This window comes from Pseudomonas sp. LB3P81 (assembly GCF_054897965.1).
The window spans coordinates 5,287,329-5,312,683 of the sequence record NZ_JBUBVG010000001.1 but is presented as its reverse complement, the minus strand read 5'-3'; the positions used below and the strand labels follow the sequence as shown (position 1 = coordinate 5,312,683).

Below are 25,355 nucleotides of genomic sequence, written 5' to 3'. Positions count from 1 at the left end.
GCCAGCCCCTGGTTAGACGCAAAGCTGCGCGAAGACTCTTGCACGGAAAACCGCGCAAAACTACCTGACAGAAATGACAGTACCGACGAACGGTAATCGAGGATCAGCAGTTGCCATCAACCGCTGAATGCATGCCAGATCAGGCAGCGTGGCGTGGCTCACCTGAACCTTCTGCTGCCCGCAGGCAGGGATCGACGGCAACTTCACCTGCTCGCCGTCATAGATCAATGCGTGATGAACCTGTGGGTTATCGAGGAAGAAATCGGGCAGGTCCAGCTCTTCACCCGCCAGCGAGGCATTGATGACCACCAGATCAAAAGGCTCGCTCCCGTACTCGATAAGCGTCAGCAATTCCGCAAGGTCTTGTACCGGCGCTACGCGGTAGTAATCGAGCCGGTTGAACAGGCGCTCGATTCTCATCCGCTGAAAATGCTGCTCGTCGGCAATCAGGATACGTAATGCTTTGTTCGGCAACCGGGGCCCCCAGAAGGGTTTCAGATTCGTGAGGCCGCAAGGCTACGGAAGACCTGCAGAGCTTTCTGTAGGACTATTCCTAAAAACCAAGGCATCTAGTCCATCATCAGCGGGGAATCAACGCTATTGCGAGGTCAGGTTGATTTTGTTGAGTGCCTGCATCAGAAAATCCTTGAACGACATAGGTCCCTGTGGCGAGGGAGCTTGCTCCCGCTGGGCTGCGGAGCAGCCCCAATAACCGGCTGACGTGATCTTTCTGCGCTGCCTGGTTTTTTAGGGCCGCTTCGCAGCCCAGCGGGAGCAAGCTCCCTCGCCACAGGGTTTTGTACGGTTTATTGCCAGCCAAACCGGCGGATATAGAACCCCTTCACCGCCTGGGTCAGCGCCATGTATGCCAGCAGAATCACCGGCAGGAACACGAAGTACAGCGACGGCAGCGCCTGCAATTTGAAGTAGTGCGCCAGAGGCCCCATCGGCAGGAAGATGCCCACGGCCATGATGATTGCGGTCATCACCATCAGCGGCAGGGCCGCGCGGCTTTGCAGGAACGGGATCTTCGGCGTGCGGATCATGTGCACGATCAGCGTCTGGGTCAGCAGCCCGACCACGAACCAGCCGGACTGGAACAGGGTCTGGTGGTCCGGGGTGTTGGCGTCGAACACGTACCACATCAAGGCAAACGTGGTGATGTCGAAGATCGAACTGATCGGGCCGAAAAACAGCATGAAGCGTCCGACATCCGCCGGTTGCCAGCGCTGGGGTTGCTTGAGCATTTCTTCATCGACGTTATCGAACGGGATGGCGATCTGCGAAATGTCGTAGAGCAGGTTCTGCACCAGCAGGTGCATCGGCAGCATCGGCAGGAACGGGATGAAGGCACTGGCCACCAGCACCGAGAACACGTTGCCGAAGTTCGAGCTCGCGGTCATTTTGATGTACTTGAGCATGTTGGCGAAGGTGCGGCGCCCTTCCAGCACGCCCTCCTCCAGCACCATCAGGCTTTTCTCCAGCAGGATGATGTCCGCCGCTTCCTTGGCGATGTCCACGGCGCTGTCCACCGAAATACCAATGTCGGCGGTGCGCAGAGCCGGGGCGTCGTTGATGCCGTCGCCCATGAACCCGACCACATGACCGTTGCCTTTGAGCAGACGGACGATGCGTTCCTTGTGCGTCGGCGTCAGTTTGGCGAAGACGTTGGTGGTCTCCACGGCCACGGCCAGTTCGGCGTCGGTCATGCGCTCGATGTCGTTGCCCATCAGCAGGCCTTGCTGCTCCAGACCGACTTCGCGGCAGATTTTCGCGGTCACCAGTTCGTTGTCGCCGGTCAGCACTTTTACCGCCACGCCATGAGCGGCCAATGCTTTCAGTGCCGGCGCGGTGCTTTCCTTCGGTGGGTCGAGAAACGCCACGTAACCGATCAGCGTCAGTGCCTGCTCATCCGCCAGGCTGTAAGTGTCGTGCCCCTCGATCATTGGCCGCGCGGCTACCGCCACCACGCGCAGTCCTTCGGCATTGAAGGCGGCAGTGACCTGGCGAATCCGTGCCAGCAGGTCATCGGTCAGCGCTTCATCGACCACGCCGTGCCGCACCCGCGCGCACACCGCCAGCACTTCTTCCACCGCGCCTTTGCAGATCAGCAGGTGCGAGTGATCGCGCTCGGCGACCACCACCGACATGCGTCGGCGGGTGAAATCGAACGGGATTTCGTCGACCTTGCGAAACGCCGTGCCGACTTTCAGTTCACGGTGGACTTCGACGTGTTCGAGCACCGCCACGTCCAGCAGGTTTTTCAGGCCGGTCTGGTAGTAGCTGTTGAGGTAGGCCATTTCCAGCACGTCATCGGAGTCGTTGCCCCAGACGTCGACGTTGCGCGCCAGAAAAATTTTGTCCTGGGTCAGAGTGCCGGTTTTGTCAGTGCACAAAACATCCATGGCGCCGAAGTTCTGGATCGCATCAAGGCGTTTGACGATGACTTTTTTGCGCGACAGAAACACCGCGCCCTTGGCCAGTGTCGAGGTGACGATCATCGGCAGCATTTCCGGGGTCAGGCCCACCGCAATCGACAGCGCGAACAGCAGCGCTTCGGTCCAGTCGCCCTTGGTAAACCCGTTGATGAACAGCACCAGCGGCGCCATGACGAACATGAAGCGGATCAGCAGCCAGCTGACTTTGTTGACCCCGGTCTGAAAGGACGTCGGCGCGCGATCAGTGGCGCCAACCCGCTGGGCCAGCGCGCCGAAATAGGTGCTGTTGCCCGTGGTCAGAATCACCGCAATCGCAGTGCCGGAAACGACGTTGGTGCCCATGAACAGGATGTTGTCGAGGTCCAGCGGATTGTGGGTGTCGTTGTCCTGCTGACGGGGAAATTTTTCCACCGGCATGGATTCACCGGTCATCGCGGCTTGACTGACGAACAGGTCCTTGGCGTTGAGCACGCGGCAATCGGCGGGAATCATGTCGCCGGCCGAAAGCACGATCAGATCGCCCGGCACCAGCAGTCTGATCGGCACTTCGGTGCGCAGCGCGTCCCGACGCATCACCGTGGCCGTGTTGCTGACCATCGCCTTCAGCGCGTCGGCCGCCTGGTTGGATTTGGTTTCCTGCCAGAAGCGCAGCAAGGTCGAGAGCACCACCATCGAGAAAATCACGATGGCGGCTTTCATGTCCTCGGTCAGCCAGGAGATCACCGCGAGCAATGTCAGCAGCAGGTTGAACGGATTCTTGTAGCAGTGCCACAGGTGAACCCACCACGGCAGCGGTTGCTCGTGCTCGACTTCGTTGAGGCCGAATTGCACACGTAGTGCATCGGCTTCGGCTTCGCTCAGGCCGTCGGTGTGACTATTGAGATTCTCCAACAGTTGGCCGGTGTCGCTGTTGGCGGCGCTCACCAGGGTTTGCGCCAAGGTCGGCGGCACCTCGCGGCTGACCGTGGTGTCGGTGAAGTTTTCCAGCAGCGCCAGGCGACGGAAGTGTCGGGCGATGTGGCGGGTGCGCAGGAATCCAGCGAAGAATTCCTTGAGCAGGGTCAGGTTCATGGCAGTTCCCCCAGGGTCAGCCGGGAAACCTTCGAGCAGGCGTGTCGGTGCGCCGCGATGACGACAACACGTCGAACATCACGCACGGTTCAGCGTCGATGAGAGGACGTCGGGACACGGACCAGGACTGGCCGCGATCGGGATGCCGCTGCTCGCTATCGGGCGAGACAACGGCACAAAAAGTGGCGCGTTATCTTGCCGGGAAGTTGCCGGTTATCGAAACCGGCCGACTACTGTCACTCGAACAAGTACCCACTGTGGGTCTCCGCTATTGATGAAAACGCGCGAAGCTTACGCCCCGATTTCTGGAGAGTAAACGATGCATTGGCAAGTCGTCGGGGAATTGCGGGGTTCTTCAGGAAGGGTTCAGGATCGGTTTAATGTCAGCCCGAAAATCAAAAGATCGCAGCCTTCGGCAGCTCCTACAGGTGTACGCCCGTAGGAGCTGCCGAAGGCTGCGATCTTTTCCGGACCGACTCGATATCAGCTCGCTGTGGCCAACAACAAGTCCACCACCGAACGACCATGCACACGCGCCTTGCCATGCTCATACAAAGACCCGGCAATCTCATCCGCGCGAATCGGCAGGATCGACAGCAAGGTGTCACTCAAGCCGTGGCTCGCCTGGCAGAAGCCCTGCATGTAGATGCCGGCCTTGCAGCGCTCGTCGGTGATCAGTTTGTAGTTGCGATCCACTTCGAAATCACCCAGGTACTCTTCCAGCGGCGCCAGCAGTTTGCGGTGCATCTGACGCTCATACCCGGTGGCTAGAACCACAGCGTCGTAATGACGAACCGTGACTTCGCCGGTGGCATTGTTGCGCAACGCCAGTTCGATGCCACGCTCGGTGGCCGTGGCTTTTTCGATAGTGGTCAGGGTGCGGAAAGCATGACGCGCAATGCCCGAGACTTTCTGGCGATAGAAGATCCCGTAGATGCGTTCGATCAGGTCGATGTCCACCACCGAATAGTTGGTGTTGTGGTATTCGTTGACCAGACGCTCACGCTCGCTGTTCGCCTGCTGGAACACCAGGTCGGTGAACTCCGGCGAGAACACTTCGTTGACGAACGGGCTGTCATCCGCCGGCTTCAGCGCCGAGCCGCGCAGGATCATGTCCACCTGCACCGACGGGAAGCTGTCGTTCAGATCGATGAAGGCTTCCGCTGCGCTTTGCCCGCCACCGATGATTGCGATGCTCATCGGTTGATTGTTCACGCACGGCTGCTTGGCCATCTGCGCCAGGTACTGCGAGTGATGGAACACCCGGCCGTCATCCTTCAACGCCTTGAACGCTTCGGGAATGCGCGGCGTGCCACCGGCACTCACCACCACCGAACGGGTGGTGCGCACGTGTTGATGCCCTTGGGTATCGCGGGAGATCACGCGCAACGCTTCCACTTGCTGGTTGTGCAGCACCGGCTCGATGGTCAGCACTTCTTCGCCGTAACGGCTCTGTTCGGCAAATTGCCCGGCGACCCAGCACAGGTAGTCGTTGTACTCCATGCGGCATGGATAGAACGTGCCGAGGTTGATGAAGTCCACCAGACGACCGTGGTGCTTGAGGTAGTTGACGAAGGAATACGGGCTGGTCGGGTTGCGCAGGGTCACCAGGTCCTTGAGGAAGGAAATCTGCAATTCGCTTTGGGTCACCAGGGTATTGCCGTGCCAGCGATAGTCCGCCTGCTTGTCGAGAAACAGTACATCCAGTTCGCCCTGGCTCGGTGCGCGCTCTTGCAGGGCGATGGCCAGCGCCAGGTTCGAAGGGCCGAAACCGACGCCGATCAGGTCGTGAACGATGGGCGATGCAATTGCCTGTGTCATTTCCAGTGTCCTCTGGATGAACCCCTCAACAGTGGGGAGTAAGCCTAAGTGACCTTGCCAGCAGGTCGTCTGTTGATAGGGAACGAGGACAATGAAATAAAATTTAATAGTGTTTTTTACGGGGCAGACGAGATCAATGGGCGTCCCACTGACGCATCCGCACGCGGCAGTGCTTCATCGCATTGACGATGTGCTTCTCGACCAGCGCACGGGAAATCCCCAGGCGTTCGGCGATTTCCGGGTGCGACAAACCGTCGATCTTGCGCAGCAGGAAACTCTCTCGGCACAGCCGTGGCAATTCCGCCAACGCACGCTGGAGCATCTCCAGGCGCTGGCCGTGATCGAGGCAATTGTGAGGGGACGGGGTGAAGTAGCGCTCTTCGTTGTCGAGCACTTCCAGCGACTCGACCTGACGCAAGGCATTGCGCCGATGGTCGTCGATCACCAGATTGAGCGCGGTGCGATACAGGAAAGCCCGGGGCTGCTCGATCGGCGTGTCGCTGGAACGTTCCAGAACCCGCAGATAAGCGTCATGCACCACATCTTCGGCCACCTGACGGTTGCCCAGCTTGGCGTTGAGGAAACACACCAGCTCGCGATAGTAGTTTTCCAACCATGACTCCCGGCCGCACGGGTGCGGTTTCTATCCTTGAGCCACGTCGACGACCGCCGAAATGGGCAGTGGCACGATAGTGGCAGTTCGAGGTGCGTAATTTATAGTAATTCTCATATAGATTTAAAGTGTTGCTTCGTCTTACCCAACAAATAGTCGCGAACTTGTGGGAGCAAGCCATGTGGCGAGGGGATTTATCCCCGTTGGGCTGCGGAGCGGCCCTGGCATTTCGTTAAAGCGCATTTACGACTGCTTCGCAGCCGAACGGGGATAAATCCCCTCGCCACACAAGCTCGCACAGGGTGATTGTGTCGGCTTGTGTCCGCGCCTAAATTCCCCGCCGCTTTTTTCGTATAAAGGACAGCTCCCCGTCTCTGTCGGCTTCCCGACAGCGTTCAACTGTTGCCGGATTTCGTGCGCAGGCTGAACGACGGGCCGATTTCCATTGGCCGGAACCCTGCATGAAACGTCCCCGACACACCCGACGCGCCCTGCTTGTAGCACTGTGTCTGATCCCCGTTATCGCCGTGGCTGCCTGGCAGGTCATCCCGCCCGGCCGAGACAAATTCGCCACTGTGCAAGTCAGCCGCGGCGACATCGAAAGCAGTGTCACGGCCCTCGGCACCCTGCAGCCTCGGCGCTATGTCGATGTCGGTGCGCAGGCGTCCGGGCAGATCCAGAAGATCCACGTCGAAGTCGGTGACGTGATCAAGGAAGGTCAGTTGCTGGTGGAAATTGATCCTTCAACGCAACAGGCCAAACTCGACGCCGGGCGTTACTCCATCGAAAACCTCAAGGCGCAACTCGAGGAACAACGGGCGCAACACGAACTGGCCCGGCAAAAGTTCCAGCGCCAGCAGAACCTCAAGGCCGGCGGTGCCACCCGCGAAGAAGACGTACAAACCGCCCAGGCCGAACTGCGCGCCACCCAGGCGCGCATCGACATGTTCCAGGCACAGATCCGCCAGGCCCAGGCCAGCCTGCGCAGCGATCAGGCCGAACTCGGTTACACACGCATTTATGCGCCGATGTCCGGCACCGTGGTCGCACTCGACGCCCGGGTCGGCCAGACCCTGAATGCGCAACAACAAACACCGCTGATTCTGCGCATCGCCAAGTTGTCGCCGATGACGGTCTGGGCGGAAGTCTCAGAAGCCGACATCGGCCACGTCAAACCCGGCATGACGGCGTGGTTCACCACCCTCAGCGGCGGCAAGCGTCGCTGGAACAGTACCGTGCGGCAAATTCTGCCGGTGCCGCCCAAGCCTTTGGACCAGACCAGCCAGGGCGGCGGCAGCCCGGCCAGTTCGAGCAAAAGCGGTAGCGCCCGCGTGGTGCTGTACACCGTGCTGCTCGATGTCGACAACGCCGACAACGCGCTGATGGCGGAAATGACCACCCAGGTGTTCTTCGTTTCCGACCAGGCGAAAGACGTGCTCACCGCACCCATCGCCGCGCTGCAAGGCGGCACGCAACCGGACATCCAGAGCGCTCAGGTCGTCGCCAAAAACGGCCGCATCGAGCAACGCGAGGTGCGTACCGGCATCAGCGATCGTCTTAGCGTGCAGATCCTCGACGGCTTGCAGGAAGGCGATCACCTGTTGATCGGCCCGGTCGACGGGAGTGGCGGCTAAATGCTGACGCCCCTGATCGACCTGCAGGACATCCGCAAATCCTACGGTGGCGGCGATTCACCGCACGTTCACGTGTTGCGCGGCATCGACCTGTCGATCCATGCCGGGGAATTCGTGGCGATTGTGGGTGCGTCCGGTTCCGGCAAGTCGACGCTGATGAACATCCTCGGCTGCCTCGACCGCCCGACCTCGGGCGAATACCGCTTCGCCGGCGAAAACGTTGCCGGGCTCGACAGTGACGAGCTGGCCTGGTTGCGCCGCGAAGCCTTTGGTTTTGTGTTCCAGGGTTATCACCTGATCCCGTCCGGCTCGGCCCAGGAAAACGTCGAGATGCCGGCCATCTATGCCGGCACGCCGGCCGCCGAACGCCACGCCCGCGCCGCCGCCCTGCTCGACCGCCTCGGCCTGGCCTCACGCACCGGCAACCGCCCGCACCAACTCTCCGGCGGCCAGCAACAACGGGTGTCCATCGCCCGTGCCTTGATGAACGGCGGCCACATCATCCTCGCCGACGAACCCACCGGCGCCCTCGACAGTCACAGCGGCGCAGAGGTCATGACGCTGCTCGATGAACTGGCGAGCCAGGGTCACGTGGTGATTCTCATCACCCACGACCGCGAAGTCGCTGCCCGGGCCAAACGCATCATCGAAATCCGCGACGGGCTGATCATCAGCGACAGCGCGCACGACAACCCCGACGTACAAACCTCGGCCAACCCCGGAGCACTGCAAGCCGTCGATCTGCGCAGGCGCCTGATCGAAGGCGGCAATGCCAGCGGGGCCACCGGCGCCTGGAAAGGCGAGCTGGTGGATGCAGTGCACGCCGCGTGGCGAGTGATGTGGATCAACAAGTTTCGCACCGCGCTGACGCTGCTCGGGATCATCATCGGCGTCGCGTCGGTGGTGGTGATGCTGGCCGTCGGTGAAGGCAGCAAGCGTCAGGTGATGGCGCAAATGGGCGCGTTCGGCTCGAACATCATTTACCTCAGCGGCTCGGCACCGAACCCGCGAACACCGCTGGGCATCATCACCCTCGATGACGTAGCGGCGGTGGGCAGCCTGCCGCAGGTGACGCGCATCATGCCGGTCAACGGCCAGGAAGCCGGGGTGCGCTTTGGCAACCTCGACCACTTGAGCTACGTCGGCGGCAACGACACTAACTTTCCGGCCATTTTCAATTGGCCGGTGGTGGAAGGCAGTTATTTCACTCAGGAAGATGAACGCAACGCAGCGGCTGTCGCGGTGATCGGCCACAAGGTGCGGACCAAATTGCTCAAGGACGTGGCCAACCCGATCGGCCAGTACATCCTGATCGAAAACGTGCCGTTCCAGGTGGTCGGCGTGCTTGCGGAAAAAGGCGCCAGCTCCGGCGACACCGACAGCGACGACCGCATCGCCATCCCGTATTCCGCCGCGAGCGTGCGGCTGTTCGGTACCCACAACCCTGAATACGTGGCCATCGCGGCGGCTGATGCGCGCAAGGTCAAAGAGACGGAAAACGCCATCGAGCAGTTGATGTTGCGCCTGCACGACGGCAAAAGGGATTTCGAATTGACCAACAACGCGGCGATGATTCAGGCCGAAGCGCGCACGCAAAATACCCTGTCGCTGATGCTCGGTTCGATCGCCGCGATTTCGCTGTTGGTGGGCGGGATTGGCGTAATGAACATCATGCTCATGACCGTGCGCGAACGCACCCGCGAGATCGGCATCCGCATGGCCACCGGCGCCCGGCAGCGCGACATCCTGCGGCAGTTCCTCACCGAAGCGGTGATGCTTTCGGTGGTCGGCGGCCTCGCCGGCATTGCCCTGGCGCTGATCGTCGGCGGCGTGCTGATTCTCAGCGAAGTCGCGGTCGCGTTCTCTTTGATAGCGGTACTCGGTGCCTTCGGCTGCGCCCTGGTCACCGGTGTTGTCTTCGGCTTCATGCCGGCCCGCAAAGCTGCCCGGCTCGACCCGGTCACGGCCCTTACCAGTGAATGATCGATCTATGAAAGCGCCACTCAGCCTGTTGACCCTCTGCGTGTTGCTCAGTGCGTGCGCCAGTCCCGACCCGCGTCCGGACAGTGACCTGCAGCCGCCCACCTGGCAGTCGGCGCACAGTGAAAACGCCTTGTTGAGCAACGCCCAGTGGTGGACGCACTTCGGCAGCCCGCAGCTCGATCAACTGATTGAACAGGCGCGCGTCGGCAGCTATGACCTGGCGGCGGCGCTGGCGCGAGTTCGTCAGGCCCGGGCAACGACCGTGATTGCTGGTGGTTCGGCGCTGCCGGAAGTGAAGGGAGCGCTGAACGCCAATCGCCAGAAGCTGATGCGCGGCAACGGCTACAGCCAACTGGACGCCGACAGCAGCGACAAAGCAGTGGATTACTTCGACGCCAGCCTCAGCGCCAGTTATGAAATCGATTTCTGGGGCGGCCAGCGCGCTTCCCGCGACAGCGCACAGTTTGGTCTGCGGGCCAGTGAATTCGATCGCGACACGGTTGAGTTGATGCTGCTCAGCGCGGTTGCCAGCACCTATGCGCAAGCCCTGTCGCTGCAAGAGCAGCACCGTATCGCGCAGCTCAATTTGGCGAACGCGCAAAAGGTTTTGAACCTGGTACAAACCCGCTTCGACGCAGGCTCAGCCACCGCCCTGGAGCTGGCTCAGCAAAAAAGTCTGGTGGCTGCGCAACAGCGGCAACTGCCCTTCGTGCAGCAACAAGCCGAAGAAGCACGGATCACCCTCGCCGCCCTCCTCGGCCGTCCCGTTCAGGAATTGAAGCTCGACGATCAGCGCTTCGACCAGCTCAGCTGGCCAGTCATCGGTGCGGGCGTGCCCAGCGACTTGCTCAACCGGCGCCCGGACATTGCTCGCGCCGAAGCGCAGTTGGCCGCCGCACGGGCCGACGTCACCGTGGCCCGGGCGAAAATGTTGCCCACCGTGACATTGAGCGCCCAGATCGGTTCTGGCGCCGACACGTTCAACGATGTGCTGCGCAGCCCGTTCTACAACCTCACCGCCGGATTGGTCGCACCGATTTTCAACAACGGCCGTCTCGGCGCCGAACGCGACAAAGCCACGGCGCGCCAGGAAGAGCTGCTGGAAACCTACCGTGGCGCGATCATCAACGGCTTTGCCGACGTGGAAAAAGCCCTGACCGGTATTCGCGGACTGGACGCCCAGCGCGAATGGCAGAGTGAAGAATTGAATCAGGCGCAAACGGCTTTCGATATTGCGCAAAGCCGCTATCAGGCCGGGGCCGAGGATTTGCTGACGGTGCTGGAGACTCAACGCACGCTGTATGCCGCACAGGATCTGAATGTGCAGCTGCGGTTGTCGCGGTTGCAGGCGAGTATTGCGTTGTACAAGGCACTTGGGGGTGGGTGGCAGGTGGTGGAGGGATCGGACGCAAAAACTGAATCCCTCCCTGAGAAGTAGAACTTGTTCCGGCAGCGCTGCTGACTAAAGCGTCACTGTAAAAGCAGGACCATTATTCGTATAACTGACATCGTCGAGAAGCCAGATTTTATAGGCGATTAAAACCGTCGACCCAATGAACATTGCAATATCTCCGATGGGCACGAAAAATTTAAGCCCTGGATTCGGGACCGTTCTAACAACTTGTCCGTACGCAAAACTTGAACTTCCGCTTACATACAGATCCAGGGATACATACGCACCACGATGAAGCCCTCTAATTGAAGGAACATGGACGAACGCTCCTCCTTGACCTTCAATTGCTTTGATACTTAATACATCATCCCGGACATCCAGATTTTCTAATTCAGGGAGTTTATCAACATCCAGATCGTTGTTCCCTACGGTGAACTCTGAGGGCAAGGAAGGCTGCGCTCGCCCCTCGATAACAGTGGTGTAAGCCACAGTGACCAGCTGTCCTTCGTGACGCAGGGCTTGTTCTTTTGTAATACCGACAGCCTGATCCGCATCCCCTTCGACATTGTGGACGACTTCAGTCGTTCCATTATCACTTTGCAAGTACAGATTGATTTGTTTCCCCTCCATACCCTCAAACTTTCGGATGACTGCTATAAGGCCGCTGGCGTTCATCTTAAAAAGCACCGGATAAAAAAATGAGCTAATTTTATGAGCTTCCATTCCGACAAAATACATCTCTGGCGCAGGGAGCAAATTACTTTCAGAAAACCCGGATGTATCTTTTTCTGCAGCCATGACAAATCTCCTTTTATCTGATTAGACCGCTCACTGCTTCCGGCAGTAGAAACGACGCAATGATCAAGTGATTGGTCAAGCAATCGCCAGATCTGCCTGATTGCGTACCAATGAGATATATAAAACGCCTCAAGGAGATAAATAACTACTGTCATAAATAACAGGTTATCGGGATTTTCGATTAACGGTCAGGTTTGCGACCGCAGTTGCGGTGGTCGAGATTGCGGGCGAGTTTCGCGCTGGCGCTTGGGGGGACGGTGGCAGGTTTTATAGATTTGTGGTGCTTGTCAGGCCGCCTTCGCGAGCAAGCCCGCTCCCACATTAGACCGAGTTGTTTGGATAAACGGGGTCAAATGTGGGAGCGGGCTTGCTCGCGAAGAACGATAACGCGGCAGGCCTGATTAACTGGCAATCGGTTTAGCCTTTAAATTCCGCGCATACCAAGGCCGTTGCGGCACCTTGCGGAACAGGTCCTCCAGCTTCTTCTCGTCTTCACCAAAAGTAATCCGCAGCGCCAGCTTCATGGTTTCCGGGTCCATTTCCACCGACCTGCCCGCCTGCAACCCTGGCGTGGTGCTGCAGCCATGGGTGCTCGGACCCAGCCACGGATCGTCGATTTCGACCCAGCGACCGGGCGCGAACCACGGCACGCCATTGACTTCCAGCCGACTGACTTCCCCCGGATGAAAGCGCTCGTGCGCGCGGAACCAGTCTTCGAGACGGTCGTCGATCCAGCCGTGGAAATGCCAGAACACCGGGTTCACATGGGAGGAAAACGGGTCGCCAAGAAAGTCGTTTTCCGCCGCAAACCAACGGGCGGAAAAGTCTGCGGTGTCGCGCGCGAATGGCACAGGCTGGCCGTTGGACGGGTCGCGTGGCACCGATGCCCAGCGCATGTGCAGCCAGTCATGCAGCCCGAGTTCGACCTCGGAACCGAACTGCCCCAGGGTCAATTTCGCCAAATAACGCGGGTCACGGTATCGCGATTCCCAGACCTGGAAATTGCTGTGGTAAGTCTCGGCGGTCTTGAGATCGGCGACCCACTGCGAGTATTCGTCATCGTCTTCGGCGCGCCAGGCCGGTGGCAGCGCGGTGCCGTCGTGGTTGTCGAAGTAACGGGCAAAGCCCTGACGATCGCGCACCAGCTCCGGTTGCGGTAACGGAAATTGCTGCCAGGACGGCAAGTCTTGCAGTGAGCGCGCGGTGCCGAGCATGTGCCGGTGCATGAAGAAAAAGTCGATGCCCGAACCATTGCGGTCCTTGCGCGGCCCGCGTGCATCGCGCTCCTGGTCCCGAAGCCCCGGCTGCCAGCCGATACCGCGCAAGGCGTCGCGCTTATCTTCGGACAAGGTGTGCCATTTGTCTCGAGAGGCGTGCCAGAGCTGATGGAACAAGCGGTGCTCGGGCGAAATCAGCCACGCCAGCAACGCCGGGCCCAGGCCCGTGCGCTCGCGCGCTTCAGGGAACACTTGTTTGACCGCGACGAAACGATTGTCCTGAGCGGTCAAGGCCAACGGACGATCCAGACGCAGTACGCGACCACTCAAGGTGCCGCTGCCGGCATTGCCGAATGCGGCCCAGACCTCGTCCAGTTTGAAGGTGAATTCGTAGTCCGGCGTCCCGCTGGGGGATCGGGAATCGATCAAACGCCAGCTCAACTCGGTGGTGTTGGTGCCCGCCAGATCGCCGAGGACGCGATAGCGCGGCGTCGGTCCGCCGCGCAGTCCATTGAAGGTATCCAGAAAACCGTTGAGCCCACGGCCCTTGTGACCGACGTCGAGCAGCAATTGCAGGCCCTCGCGGGGCAAGCCGTCGAGCCCCGCATCACGGCCCTCGAAACGTATGTCCCAGACGCCCTGCAACGTGTTGGCCAAACGCTGCCCGGCCACGTCCGCGACGTCGAATGACGCTTCGCCGGGGGTAATGGTCGGGTCCGGTTTTGTCAGTTCGCGATGCCCGTAATACGCCGCAGGCAGGGCAGCGCCGGTCAGTGCCAGACCCGCCAGGAACCATCGTCGAGAAATCGTCATTGCCCTACCTGTGTCAGCCATGGAGCAGGCTTTATCCAAGCTAGAACGTGTGTTGCCCCGATAAATTTACGGTGTTCCCGAAAAGATCGCAGCCTTCGGCAGCTCCTACATTGGATCGGCGTGCACCCGTAGGAGCTGCCGAAGGCTGCGATCTTTTCGGGACAACCTAAATTTTTGCCTTGGCCACTCGTTCTTCCCAGATAGCAAAGGCCCCCGCGCCTGCACCCTCGACGGCGAACCTGACTGAGATGGCAATGACAAAACCTCGTTCGAAAAAGGCTCTTTTCATTGGCCTGCCCCTGGCGCTGGCCATCGCCGGCGCGGCAGGGTTTGCGGCTTGGGAATACTGGCTCAACGACAACCCCGGCTACCCGGTTGCGGTGATGAAACAGGCCGATGAACTGCAAGAACGCATCCTCTCGTTCGACAGCCACATCACTGTGCCGATGGATTTCGGCACCGCCGAAAACGAGGCCGACAAGGACGGCAGCGGCCAGTTCGACCTGGTCAAGGCGGCACGCGGTCGCCTGTCTGGCGCGGCGCTGACCATTTTCGGCTGGCCCGAAATCTGGAACGGCGACAACGCCCCGCACCGCCCGACCGCCGGCTTCATCGACGAAGCCCGTCATGAGCAGGAAACCCGCTACAAAATCATCAGCACCCTGGTGCGCGACTTCCCCAATCAAGTCGCCATCGCCTACACCCCGGACGATTTCCGACGCCTGCACGGCGAGGGCAAGTTCGCCGTGTTCATCAGCATGCTCAACGCCTACCCGCTGGGCAACGACGTCAACGCCCTGGATAAGTGGGCCGCGCGCGGAATGCGCATGTTCGGCTTCAGTTACGTGGGCAACAACGCCTGGGCCGATTCATCCCGGCCGCTGCCGTTTTTCAATGATTCCCGTGACGCCCTTGGCGGCCTGTCGGAGCTGGGCAAGCAAGCGGTGCATCGCTTGAACGACCTCGGGGTCATCATTGACGTGTCGCAAATGTCGACCAAAGCGCTTGAGCAAGTCAGCCAATTGAGCCGCGCGCCAATGGTCGCCTCGCATTCGGCGCCCCGCGCGCTGGTGGACATCCCGCGCAACCTCAGCGACAGCGAAATGCAGCTAATCAAGCACAGCGGCGGCGTGGTGCAGATCGTCGGCTTCCCGACCTACCTCAAGCCGCTGAGCCAGACCACCCAAGACAAACTCAACGCCCTGCGCGCCCGTTTCGACCTGCAACCGTTGCAAGGCCTGGAGATGGCGCTGATGCCGGGCGACCCGGTGATCACCGTGTGGTCGGAACAGCGTTTCGGCGAATACGCCAGTCAGCTCTACGGCATCATCGATGAAGAACCCAAAGCCACCCTCAAGGATTACGGCGACGCCATCGACTATGCGGTGAAAAAAATCGGCATCGATCACGTAGGCATCAGCTCCGACTTCAACGACGGTGGCGGCCTGAACGGCTGGAAAGACGTCAGCGAAGCCCGCAACGTGACCGCCGAGCTGATCAGTCGCGGCTACAGCGAGGCTGACATTGCCAAGCTCTGGGGCGGCAATTTCCTGCGGGTCTGGGACCAGGTGCAGAAGTCCTCCAGGCCTGTCGTCAAACACTGATTTTCACCTTTGCCAAGCGAACCGAATCCATGACCAATCGTCGTACCTTCCTCAAGCAGGCTGGCGTTATCGCGGCCGGTATTCCCCTGAGCTCTGCGGTCAACCTGCCTGCGCTGGCCGCCATGCCGGTGCCGCTGCCCAAAGACAAATGGGCGCAGTTTCGCCAGCTGTTCAACCAGGATCCCGACTACCTGCATTTCGCCAATTTTCTGGTGACCTCGCACCCACGGCCCGTGCGCGAAGCCATCGAGATGCACCGCGCCAACCTCGATCGCAACCCTGGTCTGGCGATGGACTGGCATCGCGGCGAAACCGAACGCCGGGAAGAAGAAGTCCGCGTGTGGGCCGGCCGTTACCTGAAAGCCAAGCCCTCGCAGATCGCCCTGACCGGCAGCACCACTGAAGGCCTGGCGATGATTTACGCCGGCATCCATGTGCGTCCGGATCAGGAAATCCTCACCAGCGAACATGAGCATTACGCCGCCAACAGCGTGTTTGAATTCCGCACGCAAAAGGACGGCACCCAGGTTCGCAAAATCAAACTGTTCGAAGACCCGTACAAGGTTTCGACCGATGAAGTGCTGGCCTCGATTGCCCGCAACATTCGCCCCGAGACCCGCGTGCTCGGCATGACCTGGGTGCATTCCGGCAGCGGTGTGAAACTGCCCATCGGCGAGATCGGCAAACTGGTCGCCGAGAAGAACCGCGACCGCGAGGAAAAGGATCGCATCCTTTATGTGGTCGATGGCGTCCACGGTTTCGGCGTGGAAAACCTCGACTTCCCGGACATGCATTGCGACTTCTTCATCGCCGGCACCCACAAATGGATGTTCGGCCCACGGGGCACCGGGATCATCTGCGCCCGCTCGGACGAGATGAAAGATGTCACGCCGACTATCCCGACGTTCTCCGAAGCGACCACGTTTTCGACCGTGATGACCTACGGCGGCTATCACTCGTTTGAACACCGCTGGGCGCTGACCGAAGCGTTCAAATTGCATCTGGACCTGGGCAAGGCCGAGGTTCAGGCGCGCATTCACGAGATCAACAGCTACCTGAAAATGCGCTTGCAGGAGCAGCCGTCCGTGGAGCTCGTCACGCCGTTGTCGCCCGAGTATTCCGCCGGTTTCACCTTCTTCCGGATCAAGAACCGCGACTGCGAAGAAGTCGCCAATTTCCTGATGGACCAGCGCGTGGTCTGTGATGCCGTCGACCGCGATGTCGGCCCGATCATTCGTCTGTCACCGGGCCTGCTCAACACCGAGGCGCACATCGACCGCGTCATGACGCTGTTGGCCAGCAAGCTCTGACACACCGATTCCCTTTAGCGAGAACGCTCATGAAAAACACCCTGCACCGATTCATTGCTGCTCAGTCCTGGGCATTGCTGAACCTGTGGCGAGGGAGCTTGCTCCCGCTGGGCTGCGCAGCAGACCCTGTTCTTCAGGCGAAGCGCGGGGGTCGCTTCGCGCCCCAACGGGAGCGAGCTCCCTCGCCACAGGTTTATGTTTACGCAGTATTGGCACTGCTGGCGTTGTTGCCCGTCGCTTCCCAGGCCTCCACCGCGCCGCTGCCGGGCAAGGTATTCAAGGATTGCCGCAACTGCCCGGAAATGGTGGTGCTGCCTGCCGGCACCTTCACCATGGGCACGCCGGAAGGTGAGGTCGGTCGCGAACCCGATGAAGGCCCGATGCACGAAGTGACGTTCGCCAAGCCGTTCGCCATGAGCCGTTACCAGATCACCGCCGGTGAATGGGACCAGTACATGAAGGAAACCGGGATCACCATTCCCGACGGCGACACCCGCCCCGGCCGCGAGTGCATCAACAGCAAGCCGCGTTATCCACAGAGCCCGCGTCAGCCGGCGGTGTGCATGAACTTTGCCGAGGTCAGCGCGTATGTCGCGTGGCTGTCGATCAAGACCGGCCAGCACTACCACATCGTCAGCGAGGCCCAGCGCGAATACGCCGCCCGTGCCGGTTCAACGGGGTCGTTCCCCTTCCCGTTCGATGAAGGCACCGAGTACAGCATCGCCACCCATGCCAATACGTACGGGCCCACCGACGCCTACAGCTACACTTCCCCGGCCGGCAGCTACCCGCCGAACGCCTTCGGCATGTACGACATGCACGGCAACGTCTACGAGTGGCTCGCCGACTGCGAACACACCGATTACGTGGGCGCCCCCACCGACGGCAGCGCCTGGGTCGAACCCAACTGCGAAACCCTGCAGATTCGCGGCAATGACTGCGGCGAAGCACCGGTGTTCTCGCGTTCCGGCAACCGCAACAACATCTACCCGCAAACCCGTGGCGACTGGATCGGTTTCCGTGTCGTGCGCGATCTGCCGTCCAAAGGCTGACCCCCTCCCCCTGCGGCCGCCGCCAGTCGGCGGCCGTCTAAATTAAACGCCTGACCACACGTTCTACTGGGTATCTGCCTCACGACCCAAGGGACTTTTCTCACATGCATCTCCTCAAGACCCAGCCTACGCGCGGTGCAATTCATGAATTGTTCACCCTCCTGAAACCGTTCCGGCTGGTCGTCAGCCTGTCGATCATTCTGGGCATGGTGGGCGGTCTGAGCGTGACGGTGCTGCTGGCCACGATCAACAATGCCCTGCATTCGGAAAGTGGCCTGACCCAAGGCGTGGTCGCACTGTTCGGCGGCCTTTGCCTGTTAGCCCTAGCGAGTTCGATCTGCTCGGACATCGGCACCAACTATGTCGGCCAGCACATCATTGCCAAGCTGCGCAAAGAGTTGGGTGAAAAGGTGCTGTCGGCGCCCATCGAACAGATCGAACGCTATCGCAGCCACCGATTGATCCCGGTGCTGACCCATGACGTCGACACCATCAGCGACTTCGCGTTTGCCTTCGCGCCGCTGGCCATTTCCCTGACCGTGACCCTCGGCTGCATGGGCTACCTCGCGCTGTTGTCGTGGCCGATGTTCCTGATGATGGTGCTGGCGATTGCCATCGGCACCGGCATCCAGTTCTACGCACAGGGCAAAGGCATCAAAGGCTTCATGGCCGCCCGCGACGCCGAAGACGAACTGCAAAAGCACTACAACGCCATTGCCGGTGGCGCCAAGGAACTGCGCATTCACCGCCCACGCCGCCAGCGCATGTTCACTTCGGGCATTCAGGGCACGGCGGACTTCATCTGCAACACCCAGGTGCGTTCGATCAATACCTTCGTGATCGCCAAGACACTGGGGTCGATGCTGTTCTTCGTGGTCATCGGCCTGGCGCTGGCCCTGCAATCGTTCTGGCCGAGCGCCGACAAGTCGGTGATGAGCGGCTTCGTCCTGGTGTTGCTGTACATGAAAGGTCCCATCGAGCATCTGGTCGGCACCTTGCCGGTGGTCAGCCGCGCGCGAATTGCCTTCCGCCGGATCGCCGAACTGTCGAGCCAGTTTTCCTCGCCCGAGCCGCACCTGCTGCTCAACGACAGCGGCAAAAAACCGGCCGTGGTCGACAGCCTGCAACTGGACAACGTCAGCTATGCCTTCCCCGCTGCACCGGGCAGTGAAGCGTTCCGTCTGGGGCCGGTGAACCTGACCATCGAACAGGGCGACATCATTTTCATCGTCGGCGAAAACGGCTGCGGCAAGACCACGCTGATCAAATTGTTGCTCGGTCTTTATGCGCCGCAACAGGGTGCAATCCTGCTCAACGGCGAAGGCATCGATGCGCAGAACCGTGACGACTATCGCCAATTGTTCACCACGATTTTTGCCGACTACTACCTGTTCGATGACGTGGTGCAGGGCGATCAGCACATTCCCGAAGACGCCAACACCTACCTGCAACGTCTGGAAATCGCGCACAAGGTCAGCGTCAAGGACGGCAGTTTCACCACCACCGACCTGTCTACCGGCCAGCGTAAACGCCTGGCGCTGGTCAATGCCTGGCTGGAAGAACGGCCGGTGCTGGTGTTTGACGAATGGGCGGCCGACCAGGACCCGACCTTCCGCCGGATCTTCTACACCGAGCTGCTTCCAGACCTGAAGCGCTTGGGCAAAACCATCATCGTCATCTCCCACGACGATCGCTATTTCGACATGGCCGATCAGTTGGTGCGCATGGAATCGGGCCGCGTGGTGACGGAGCGGGCGACCGCCTGAGCACCGTTGAATCCAAATACCTCGACGATTTTCGGAGTTTGTTTTCCGGTTTCGTCGGCGTGATGCGTCTAATAATAATTATCATTAACTAAAAAACTGCACACCTTAGGAGCGATTTGAGCAATGCAAAGCCCTACCCTGTCCCGCGCGCCGTTGGCACTGGCCATCGCGCCGCAAAAGAAATTCCGAACAGTCGTACCGGGTGCGTTGCTGACCCTGTTGCTGCTGGGCACGTCCCAGGTCCAGGCGGCCCCGGTGAACGTCAACGTTCCTTCGCAATCGCTGGCCAGCGCGCTGCAGCAACTGGGTCAACAGACCGATCTGCAAATTCTGTACAGCCAGGACATGGTCAACGGCCTCAAGTCCACGGCGGTTTCCGGCAATCTGGAGCCGGAACAGGCGTTGAGCACATTGCTGCTGGGGAGCGGCATTACGTTTCAACTGACTGGCAACACCGTTTCGCTGATTCCGGTGGCCGGCAACTCCAGTGCGCTGCAACTGGGCGCGACCGCGATCTCCGGCGTAGCACCGGGGCCGACCACCGAAGGCACGCATTCCTACACCTCCGATGAAGTCAGCATCGGCAAGGGCAACATCAAGCTCAAGGACATCCCGCAGTCGGTGTCCGTCGTCACGCGCCAGCGCATGGACGACCAGAACATGAACAGCCTGCAAGACGCGATGCGCCAGGTCACCGGCGTCACCATCAAGACCTACAACTCCGGCTCCAGCCTGAACGACGTCTACATGCGCGGCTTCCTCGTCGACCAGGTGCAGGTTGACGGCGTGTCGCAACCGACCGGCCAGGGCGACATGGGCACAAGCTTCGACCTCGCCATGTACGACCGCGTCGAAGTACTGCGCGGCCCGTCGGGTCTGTATCAAGGCGCGGGCGAACCCGGCGGAACCATCAACGTGGTGCGCAAGCGCGCCCTGAACAAATTCGCCCTCGGCGGCGAACTGGACGCAGGTTCCTATGACCACTACCGCTCCATGGTGGACGTCACTGGCCCGCTGAACGATCAGGGCACCGTGCGCGGCCGCTTCATCACCGCTTACGAGAACAACAAATCCTTCGTCGACTCTGCCCAGAACGAACGCCCGATGGTGTACGGTCGCCTGGAATTTGATCTTGCCCCGTCCACCACCCTGTCGGTCGGTGGCGCCTACCAGCAAAACCACTCCACCCCGGCGTTCGGATTGCCGGCCTTTGCCGACGGCAAATTGCTGGACGTGCCGCGCTCGACCTTCGTCGATGCCAAGTGGAACACCCTGAACGAGAAAGTCTGGGAAAGCTTCGCTGAAGTCGATCACGCGCTGGACAACGGTGGTCAGTTCAAGACCACCCTGACCTACCGTGACGCCGAAACCCCACAACGTAACTTCACCTGGGCCGACGGTGCAGTCGATCCCGCGACCGGTGACAGCTGGGCCGTGGCGTATGACTACTACACCCACATCAAAACCATCGGCGTCGACAGCTTCGTAACCACGCCGTTCGAATTCGCCGATCGCAATCACGAGTTCACCGTAGGTGCCGAGTACCAGCACCTCGACAAAGACTTCGAATACGGTGGCGGCGAGTACTTCCCGATCAACGTCTACAACCCGGGCAGCATCGACATTCCCAAGAACGACTATGAGCGGGTCAACGGCAACTGGTCCAAGTCTGACCAATACGGCCTCTATACCCGCGCCAAGTTCAACGTCACCGACTGGCTCGACGTGATCGGCGGCAGCCGCGTGACCTGGTATGAAGGCGACGCCAAGAACGCCAACGCCTTCTTCAACAATTTCGGCGAAGCCCACACCAGCATCAACCGCAAGGTCGTGCCTTACGGCGCCATCATCGGCAAGATCACCCCGGAACTGTCGGCCTACGCCAGCTACACCGGCGTGTTCAAACCGCAGAGCGAAATCGGAACAGACGGCGGGCCGGTCGGCCCGCGCAAAGGCAAGCAGTACGAGATCGGCCTCAAGCGCGAGTTCTTCGACGGTCGCCTGAACGCCAGCATCGCCGCCTTTCGCATCTACGATGAAAACCGCGCCGAATACGACAACACCTCCGGTGCCTACATGACCGAAGGCAGGGCGCGCAGCGAGGGTTGGGAAACCGAGCTGAGCGGCAACCTGACAGAGAACTGGAGCATCGTCACCGGTTACGCCTACACATCGACCAAGTTCCTGGACGGCGATGAGGCCAACAAAGGCAAGACCTTCAACACCATCACGCCCAAGCACAACTTCAACCTGTGGACCAAGTACGAGTTCACCGACGGTCCGCTCAAGGACTTCAGCGTCGGCGGTGGCGTGCGTGCGGTCAGCGACACCTACTACCAGCGTGACGTGAAGTTCGAACAAAGTGGCTATGCCATCACCACCGCGCAGCTCGGCTACAAGTTCAACGAAAACCTGTCGTCGACACTGACCGCCAACAACCTGTTCGACCGCAAGTACTACGATCGAGTGGATGCTTCGTGGGGGACTAACTTCTATGGCGATCCGCGGAATTTGACGTTGACGTTGCGGGCTCAGTACTGAGTTTCGGGATAGTCAAAAAGCTACACACCACCGGGTCGCCTGCGGTCCGGTTTGTTTTTTCGGGCGGTGGAATTAGACAGCGCTTCGCTACCAGCTCTCAGCAAGAATCGAAATGTTGCGCTTTGCCTCAAAGAACATCAGGCAGTTGATCAGCGGTTAAGGAGTAACAGTTTCTGAACTAGAGCTAGAGGCACTCTCTCCTCCAAAAGCGTTAACAAATGGAGCCTTTACAGAGGTAATGGCGTTGTCTTTTGCAGTATTCCATGACGATGAATCGGCAAAAACCCAAACAAAAACCGCAACAATAACAGCCGTCCAAAAGTTGCCAACAACACCGGCCGAACCAGAGTTATGCCATCTAAAAAAACCTTTGTACATCGGATCTTTAGGCAGAGAATCGAGTGTCAGCTTATTGATCTTTCCAGCCAACTCAGCTTTGATCCCCTTTATTTTTTCATCAGCTGCAGCCTGTAAAAACAAATTAACCAAACCCTCTGCCTCGCGCTTGTATTTACCTATTTCATTCGACTGAAGCTTTAGCTTGGTAAACTCAACAATATTTAATCCGTTTTTGATTGCTTCGCGCTTTTCCGCTTTATAGATGGAGTAAGCAATCATGCCAGTGAAATCTTCACTCGTTTTAACGAGCTTTTCATGCATCTGATTGTACTGATCACTCATTTTTGAAAACCTTTACCTCGTTGTCTGCGTTGTATTTATCGATCACCTTAATCATCATCTCGTTGAATTTTTTTGACGAAACTTTACCTACAATAGCTTTCGCCATATCGCTGGGTATATATCCAGAAATGACTCTGTCATTGATTTTCTCGGCGAGCGATTTTTTTCTTAACCCTAATGTTTTTAGAAACGAGTCAAAAGTCATGGCATACCTCCACTCATTTGTTCTATCAATCATAGCTTTCAAAGATCCATTCAGAGCTAAATTTTATGAGCAGAGGGAAAGCCAGCGACGTACCGCTGTCGTTGCTGCCAAGACGAAGTACATCCCTGCCAAATGCCGGGTGAGCCACCACCCTACACGCCGAACTTCCGACCGCCAAGCCTAAAAACACGTCGGAAATTTCCCCAGTATTTTCGCGTTTTACCTCGGGTGCAGGAACCGTGCAGCCGCTTATGAATGCTGTTCGGCATAGCTTGTTTAAGCGGCCTACAAGTTACTTCATGAAAGCTACATCACCTTGCGTCGTTGCCTACAGGTACGCCAGAATCCGCCGGCTTGTGCGTCTTGGCCATGGTCTCTATCGTTTCCCTGCCACTGCAAATCAGTGGTCGGGTTTGGTAGCCCGCTTCGCTTAGGCGCAAAGAGTCACCTATGCAGTCGCTTTCTCAGGGCTCTGATTTATGGTGGCCATGCGCAGGGCTCCTTCGGGAGCGCCGGGGTCCTAATGCGACCGGTCTACCAACCCGCGTATGGCCGCCACCCTTCGTTTGGTAGCGAGGGTGATGGCTCCTTTACTTTTCGCGTTAGGAGTTCCATCTATGCCCAAGGTCACACCCAACCCGCCGGAATTCGATCCGGCCTCCCCCAATGAAAACCTCGATTCCTCCACCAATCCCAGGCCTGATATCCAACCTTCATTCGCCGACATCAAAGCCACCCCGCGCACCATGAGCACCATGTTCATCGTGAATCCGGAAACCGACATCGAAACCCTGTTGGGTTATGCGTGTGAATCGCTGGCCTCGGCCGATGTGATGGCCAATGATCTGGCGGATCATTTGCAGGGATCGTCGCGTAATTCGCTGCTGGGTATTTCGCAGGTCATCATGCTGGCGGAATTGGCGGTGAATCGGGCGTTGGATCATCTGGATCCGATAGAGGACGTGCATTAGTCCGGCAATTGCACCGCGTTATTGTTTTCGTCGGAACGCCGCTCGGGGCAAGCTTTAATGCCAGTCAGTCAAGCGAAAGTTGACTCTTGTAGGAGCAAGCTTGCTCGCGATGGACGCCAACGATAACGCGTATTTTCTGGATACACGCGTCGTCCTGAAGTCCATCGCGAGCAAGCTCGCTCCTACAAAGTCACAAGCGATGTGATCGTTCCCACGAGAGTGCGGAACGATCGCCGCGAATGCATCAACTCAAGCTTTCAGTAATCTGCGCCGCCAGTTGCTCCAACATCCCCGGCACTTCCTGAACCATCTCCCCCATTCGCGCGAAGTCGTGGGTCATGCCCGCTTTCACATCCAGCACCACAGGTTGTCCGGCGGCACGCAGTTTTTCCGCCCAGGCCAGGCCTTCGTCCAACAACGGATCATATTCAGCCAGCCACAGCACGGTCGGTGTCAGCCCTTGCAAGGTCTCGGCAAACAGCGGTGAAAAGCGCCAGTCGCGGCGATCATCGGTGCTGCGTTGGTACTGCTGATAGAACCATTCCAGCGTGGTCGCTTCCAGCAAATAGCCTTCGGCGAAACGCTCGAGGGACGGGCGTTTTTCCACGGCGTCGATCACCGGGTACAACAACACTTGCACCCGTGGCGTGAGCGGCCAGGTCTGCGAATCCTGGGCGATGGCAATCGACAAGGAGGCCACGAGGCTGCCGCCAACGCTGTCGCCCGCCAATGCGATGCGCACCGGGTCCAGTCCGAGAGCAACGGCGCCGGTGGTCGCAAGCCAGCGCGTCACGTCCTCGGCATCCTCGTAGGCGGTAGGGAAACGGTGTTCCGGGGCCAGTCGATAATCCGCCGACAGCACCGCAAAACCACCCGCCAGCGCCAGTCGCCGGCACAGGGTGTCATGGGAGTCGAGACTGCCGACCACGTAACCGCCGCCATGGAAATACAGCAGCACCGGGCGCTCCTGCGTGCCCAGCGCCGGGCGAGCGTAGAGGCGCGCGTTGAGCAGATGGCCATCGCGGGCCGGAATGCTGACCGCGGTCACCGTCAGCGCGCCCATCGGTGCGGCGTCGAGCAACTGCGAGGTTTGTTCGAATTGCTGGCGCGCTTCGGTCGGGCTCAGCTCGTGCATGGGCAGGCTTTTGCCGGTGAGGCGGCCGAACTCGGCCAGCTCTAGAAAACCTTCGATGTCCGGGTGCAGTGCCATGGGCGGTGGTCTCCAAAAAATAAAAAGCTCGCCCTATAAACGAACCGTGAATGCCGTTCATTAGGGCACACAAGCGCAATGCTCTTCTGTGGCGAGGGAGCTTGCTCCCGCTGGGCTGCGCAGCAGTCCCCTTCTTTTTAGGGATAAGTGGGGCCGCTTCGCGACCCAGCGGGAGCAAGCTCCCTCGCCACAAGTTTTTGCATGCCTGGATATTTTTCTTGAGTGAATGGCAAA

The 25,355-nt window shown here is 59.4% G+C and carries 18 protein-coding genes; 9 read left to right on the top strand and 9 right to left on the bottom strand.

From position 1 onward, the window contains the following. Window positions 1-60 precede the first annotated feature (60 nt). The 4 genes from ACYZTL_RS24620 to ACYZTL_RS24605 all read right to left on the bottom strand — a co-directional run bounded on the left by ACYZTL_RS24620 (window position 61) and on the right by ACYZTL_RS24605 (window position 5,943). The gene (locus ACYZTL_RS24620; RefSeq protein ID WP_461953914.1) at window positions 61-474 is read right to left on the bottom strand and encodes a response regulator; all 414 of its coding nucleotides are present in this window, start codon (window positions 472-474) and stop codon (window positions 61-63) included. A 332-nt stretch (window positions 475-806) separates the two neighbouring features. Continuing rightward, on the bottom strand, window positions 807-3,509 hold the full coding sequence (mgtA, locus tag ACYZTL_RS24615) for a magnesium-translocating P-type ATPase (RefSeq protein WP_461953913.1): 2,703 nt from the start codon (window positions 3,507-3,509) through the stop codon (window positions 807-809). Window positions 3,510-3,992: 483 nt separating this feature from the next. Then, window positions 3,993-5,330: a lysine N(6)-hydroxylase/L-ornithine N(5)-oxygenase family protein gene (locus ACYZTL_RS24610; RefSeq protein WP_461953912.1), complete on the bottom strand. Its 1,338-nt coding sequence runs from the start codon at window positions 5,328-5,330 to the stop codon at window positions 3,993-3,995. 133 nt (window positions 5,331-5,463) lie between these two features. Further along, the gene (locus ACYZTL_RS24605; protein WP_461953911.1) at window positions 5,464-5,943 is read right to left on the bottom strand and encodes a sigma-70 family RNA polymerase sigma factor; all 480 of its coding nucleotides are present in this window, start codon (window positions 5,941-5,943) and stop codon (window positions 5,464-5,466) included. Window positions 5,944-6,404: 461 nt separating this feature from the next. Here ACYZTL_RS24605 and ACYZTL_RS24600 point away from each other — a divergent pair, with 461 nt between their 5' ends. From ACYZTL_RS24600 to ACYZTL_RS24590, 3 genes are read left to right on the top strand one after another with little or no spacing between them, the layout of a single operon-like run. Beyond that, a complete protein-coding gene (locus tag ACYZTL_RS24600) occupies window positions 6,405-7,577 on the top strand; it encodes an efflux RND transporter periplasmic adaptor subunit (protein WP_461953910.1) in 1,173 nt (390 codons plus the stop codon). Beyond that, window positions 7,578-9,560, top strand: a complete 1,983-nt coding sequence (locus ACYZTL_RS24595; RefSeq protein WP_461953909.1) for a MacB family efflux pump subunit — start codon at window positions 7,578-7,580, stop codon at window positions 9,558-9,560. Between the two features lie 7 nt (window positions 9,561-9,567). Next, entirely contained in the window at window positions 9,568-10,998 is a 1,431-nt protein-coding gene (locus ACYZTL_RS24590; RefSeq protein ID WP_461953908.1) for an efflux transporter outer membrane subunit, read from the top strand. Between the two features lie 24 nt (window positions 10,999-11,022). On the opposite strand, the gene ACYZTL_RS24585 is transcribed toward ACYZTL_RS24590, so the two are convergent. Both ACYZTL_RS24585 and pvdP read right to left on the bottom strand, forming a co-directional pair. Continuing rightward, a complete protein-coding gene (locus ACYZTL_RS24585; RefSeq protein WP_461953907.1) occupies window positions 11,023-11,751 on the bottom strand; it encodes a hypothetical protein in 729 nt (242 codons plus the stop codon). Between the two features lie 401 nt (window positions 11,752-12,152). Further along, window positions 12,153-13,781: a pyoverdine maturation tyrosinase PvdP gene (gene pvdP, locus ACYZTL_RS24580; RefSeq protein ID WP_461953906.1), complete on the bottom strand. Its 1,629-nt coding sequence runs from the start codon at window positions 13,779-13,781 to the stop codon at window positions 12,153-12,155. Window positions 13,782-14,035: 254 nt separating this feature from the next. Here pvdP and pvdM point away from each other — a divergent pair, with 254 nt between their 5' ends. From pvdM to ACYZTL_RS24555, 5 genes are all read left to right on the top strand, one after another. Further along, on the top strand, window positions 14,036-15,385 hold the full coding sequence (pvdM, locus tag ACYZTL_RS24575) for a pyoverdine-tailoring dipeptidase-like protein PvdM (protein WP_461953905.1): 1,350 nt from the start codon (window positions 14,036-14,038) through the stop codon (window positions 15,383-15,385). Window positions 15,386-15,414: 29 nt separating this feature from the next. Next, on the top strand, window positions 15,415-16,695 hold the full coding sequence (gene pvdN, locus ACYZTL_RS24570) for a pyoverdine-tailoring periplasmic protein PvdN (RefSeq protein ID WP_461953904.1): 1,281 nt from the start codon (window positions 15,415-15,417) through the stop codon (window positions 16,693-16,695). Window positions 16,696-16,724: 29 nt separating this feature from the next. Next, window positions 16,725-17,747 carry a dihydropyoverdine dehydrogenase gene (pvdO, locus tag ACYZTL_RS24565; RefSeq protein ID WP_461953903.1) on the top strand — a complete coding sequence of 341 codons (1,023 nt, stop codon included), beginning with the start codon at window positions 16,725-16,727 and terminating at the stop codon, window positions 17,745-17,747. Window positions 17,748-17,851: 104 nt separating this feature from the next. Next, on the top strand, window positions 17,852-19,513 hold the full coding sequence (locus ACYZTL_RS24560; protein WP_461953902.1) for a cyclic peptide export ABC transporter: 1,662 nt from the start codon (window positions 17,852-17,854) through the stop codon (window positions 19,511-19,513). A 123-nt stretch (window positions 19,514-19,636) separates the two neighbouring features. Further along, entirely contained in the window at window positions 19,637-22,054 is a 2,418-nt protein-coding gene (locus ACYZTL_RS24555; RefSeq protein ID WP_461953901.1) for a TonB-dependent siderophore receptor, read from the top strand. 156 nt (window positions 22,055-22,210) lie between these two features. Here the strand turns inward: ACYZTL_RS24555 and ACYZTL_RS24550 are convergent, their stop codons facing one another. Both ACYZTL_RS24550 and ACYZTL_RS24545 read right to left on the bottom strand, forming a co-directional pair. Continuing rightward, window positions 22,211-22,735, bottom strand: coding sequence for a hypothetical protein (locus ACYZTL_RS24550; protein ID WP_461953900.1), 525 nt, complete (start codon window positions 22,733-22,735; stop codon window positions 22,211-22,213). Next, complete coding sequence (locus ACYZTL_RS24545) at window positions 22,728-22,940, bottom strand: hypothetical protein (protein ID WP_461953899.1); 213 nt, start codon at window positions 22,938-22,940, stop codon at window positions 22,728-22,730. The genes ACYZTL_RS24550 and ACYZTL_RS24545 overlap by 8 nt, the downstream gene beginning before the upstream one ends. Window positions 22,941-23,557: 617 nt before the next feature. Here ACYZTL_RS24545 and ACYZTL_RS24540 point away from each other — a divergent pair. Next, a complete protein-coding gene (locus ACYZTL_RS24540; protein ID WP_461953898.1) occupies window positions 23,558-23,911 on the top strand; it encodes a DUF6124 family protein in 354 nt (117 codons plus the stop codon). A 244-nt stretch (window positions 23,912-24,155) separates the two neighbouring features. On the opposite strand, the gene ACYZTL_RS24535 is transcribed toward ACYZTL_RS24540, so the two are convergent. After that, the gene (locus tag ACYZTL_RS24535) at window positions 24,156-25,121 is read right to left on the bottom strand and encodes an alpha/beta hydrolase (protein WP_461953897.1); all 966 of its coding nucleotides are present in this window, start codon (window positions 25,119-25,121) and stop codon (window positions 24,156-24,158) included. Between the last annotated feature and the right edge of the window lie 234 nt (window positions 25,122-25,355).

What these genes read in the sequence shown, in the direction of transcription:
- mgtA (WP_461953913.1), bottom strand. Translation starts at nt 3,509, where the DNA reads ATGAACCTGACCCTGCTCAAGGAATTCTTCGCTGGATTCCTGCGCACC.
- ACYZTL_RS24610 (WP_461953912.1), bottom strand. Translation starts at nt 5,330, where the DNA reads ATGACACAGGCAATTGCATCGCCCATCGTTCACGACCTGATCGGCGTC.
- ACYZTL_RS24600 (WP_461953910.1), top strand. Translation starts at nt 6,405, where the DNA reads ATGAAACGTCCCCGACACACCCGACGCGCCCTGCTTGTAGCACTGTGT.
- ACYZTL_RS24595 (WP_461953909.1), top strand. Translation starts at nt 7,578, where the DNA reads ATGCTGACGCCCCTGATCGACCTGCAGGACATCCGCAAATCCTACGGT.
- ACYZTL_RS24590 (WP_461953908.1), top strand. Translation starts at nt 9,568, where the DNA reads ATGAAAGCGCCACTCAGCCTGTTGACCCTCTGCGTGTTGCTCAGTGCG.
- ACYZTL_RS24585 (WP_461953907.1), bottom strand. Translation starts at nt 11,751, where the DNA reads ATGGCTGCAGAAAAAGATACATCCGGGTTTTCTGAAAGTAATTTGCTC.
- pvdP (WP_461953906.1), bottom strand. Translation starts at nt 13,781, where the DNA reads ATGACGATTTCTCGACGATGGTTCCTGGCGGGTCTGGCACTGACCGGC.
- pvdM (WP_461953905.1), top strand. Translation starts at nt 14,036, where the DNA reads ATGACAAAACCTCGTTCGAAAAAGGCTCTTTTCATTGGCCTGCCCCTG.
- pvdN (WP_461953904.1), top strand. Translation starts at nt 15,415, where the DNA reads ATGACCAATCGTCGTACCTTCCTCAAGCAGGCTGGCGTTATCGCGGCC.
- pvdO (WP_461953903.1), top strand. Translation starts at nt 16,725, where the DNA reads ATGAAAAACACCCTGCACCGATTCATTGCTGCTCAGTCCTGGGCATTG.
- ACYZTL_RS24560 (WP_461953902.1), top strand. Translation starts at nt 17,852, where the DNA reads ATGCATCTCCTCAAGACCCAGCCTACGCGCGGTGCAATTCATGAATTG.
- ACYZTL_RS24555 (WP_461953901.1), top strand. Translation starts at nt 19,637, where the DNA reads ATGCAAAGCCCTACCCTGTCCCGCGCGCCGTTGGCACTGGCCATCGCG.
- ACYZTL_RS24550 (WP_461953900.1), bottom strand. Translation starts at nt 22,735, where the DNA reads ATGAGTGATCAGTACAATCAGATGCATGAAAAGCTCGTTAAAACGAGT.
- ACYZTL_RS24545 (WP_461953899.1), bottom strand. Translation starts at nt 22,940, where the DNA reads ATGACTTTTGACTCGTTTCTAAAAACATTAGGGTTAAGAAAAAAATCG.
- ACYZTL_RS24540 (WP_461953898.1), top strand. Translation starts at nt 23,558, where the DNA reads ATGCCCAAGGTCACACCCAACCCGCCGGAATTCGATCCGGCCTCCCCC.
- ACYZTL_RS24535 (WP_461953897.1), bottom strand. Translation starts at nt 25,121, where the DNA reads ATGGCACTGCACCCGGACATCGAAGGTTTTCTAGAGCTGGCCGAGTTC.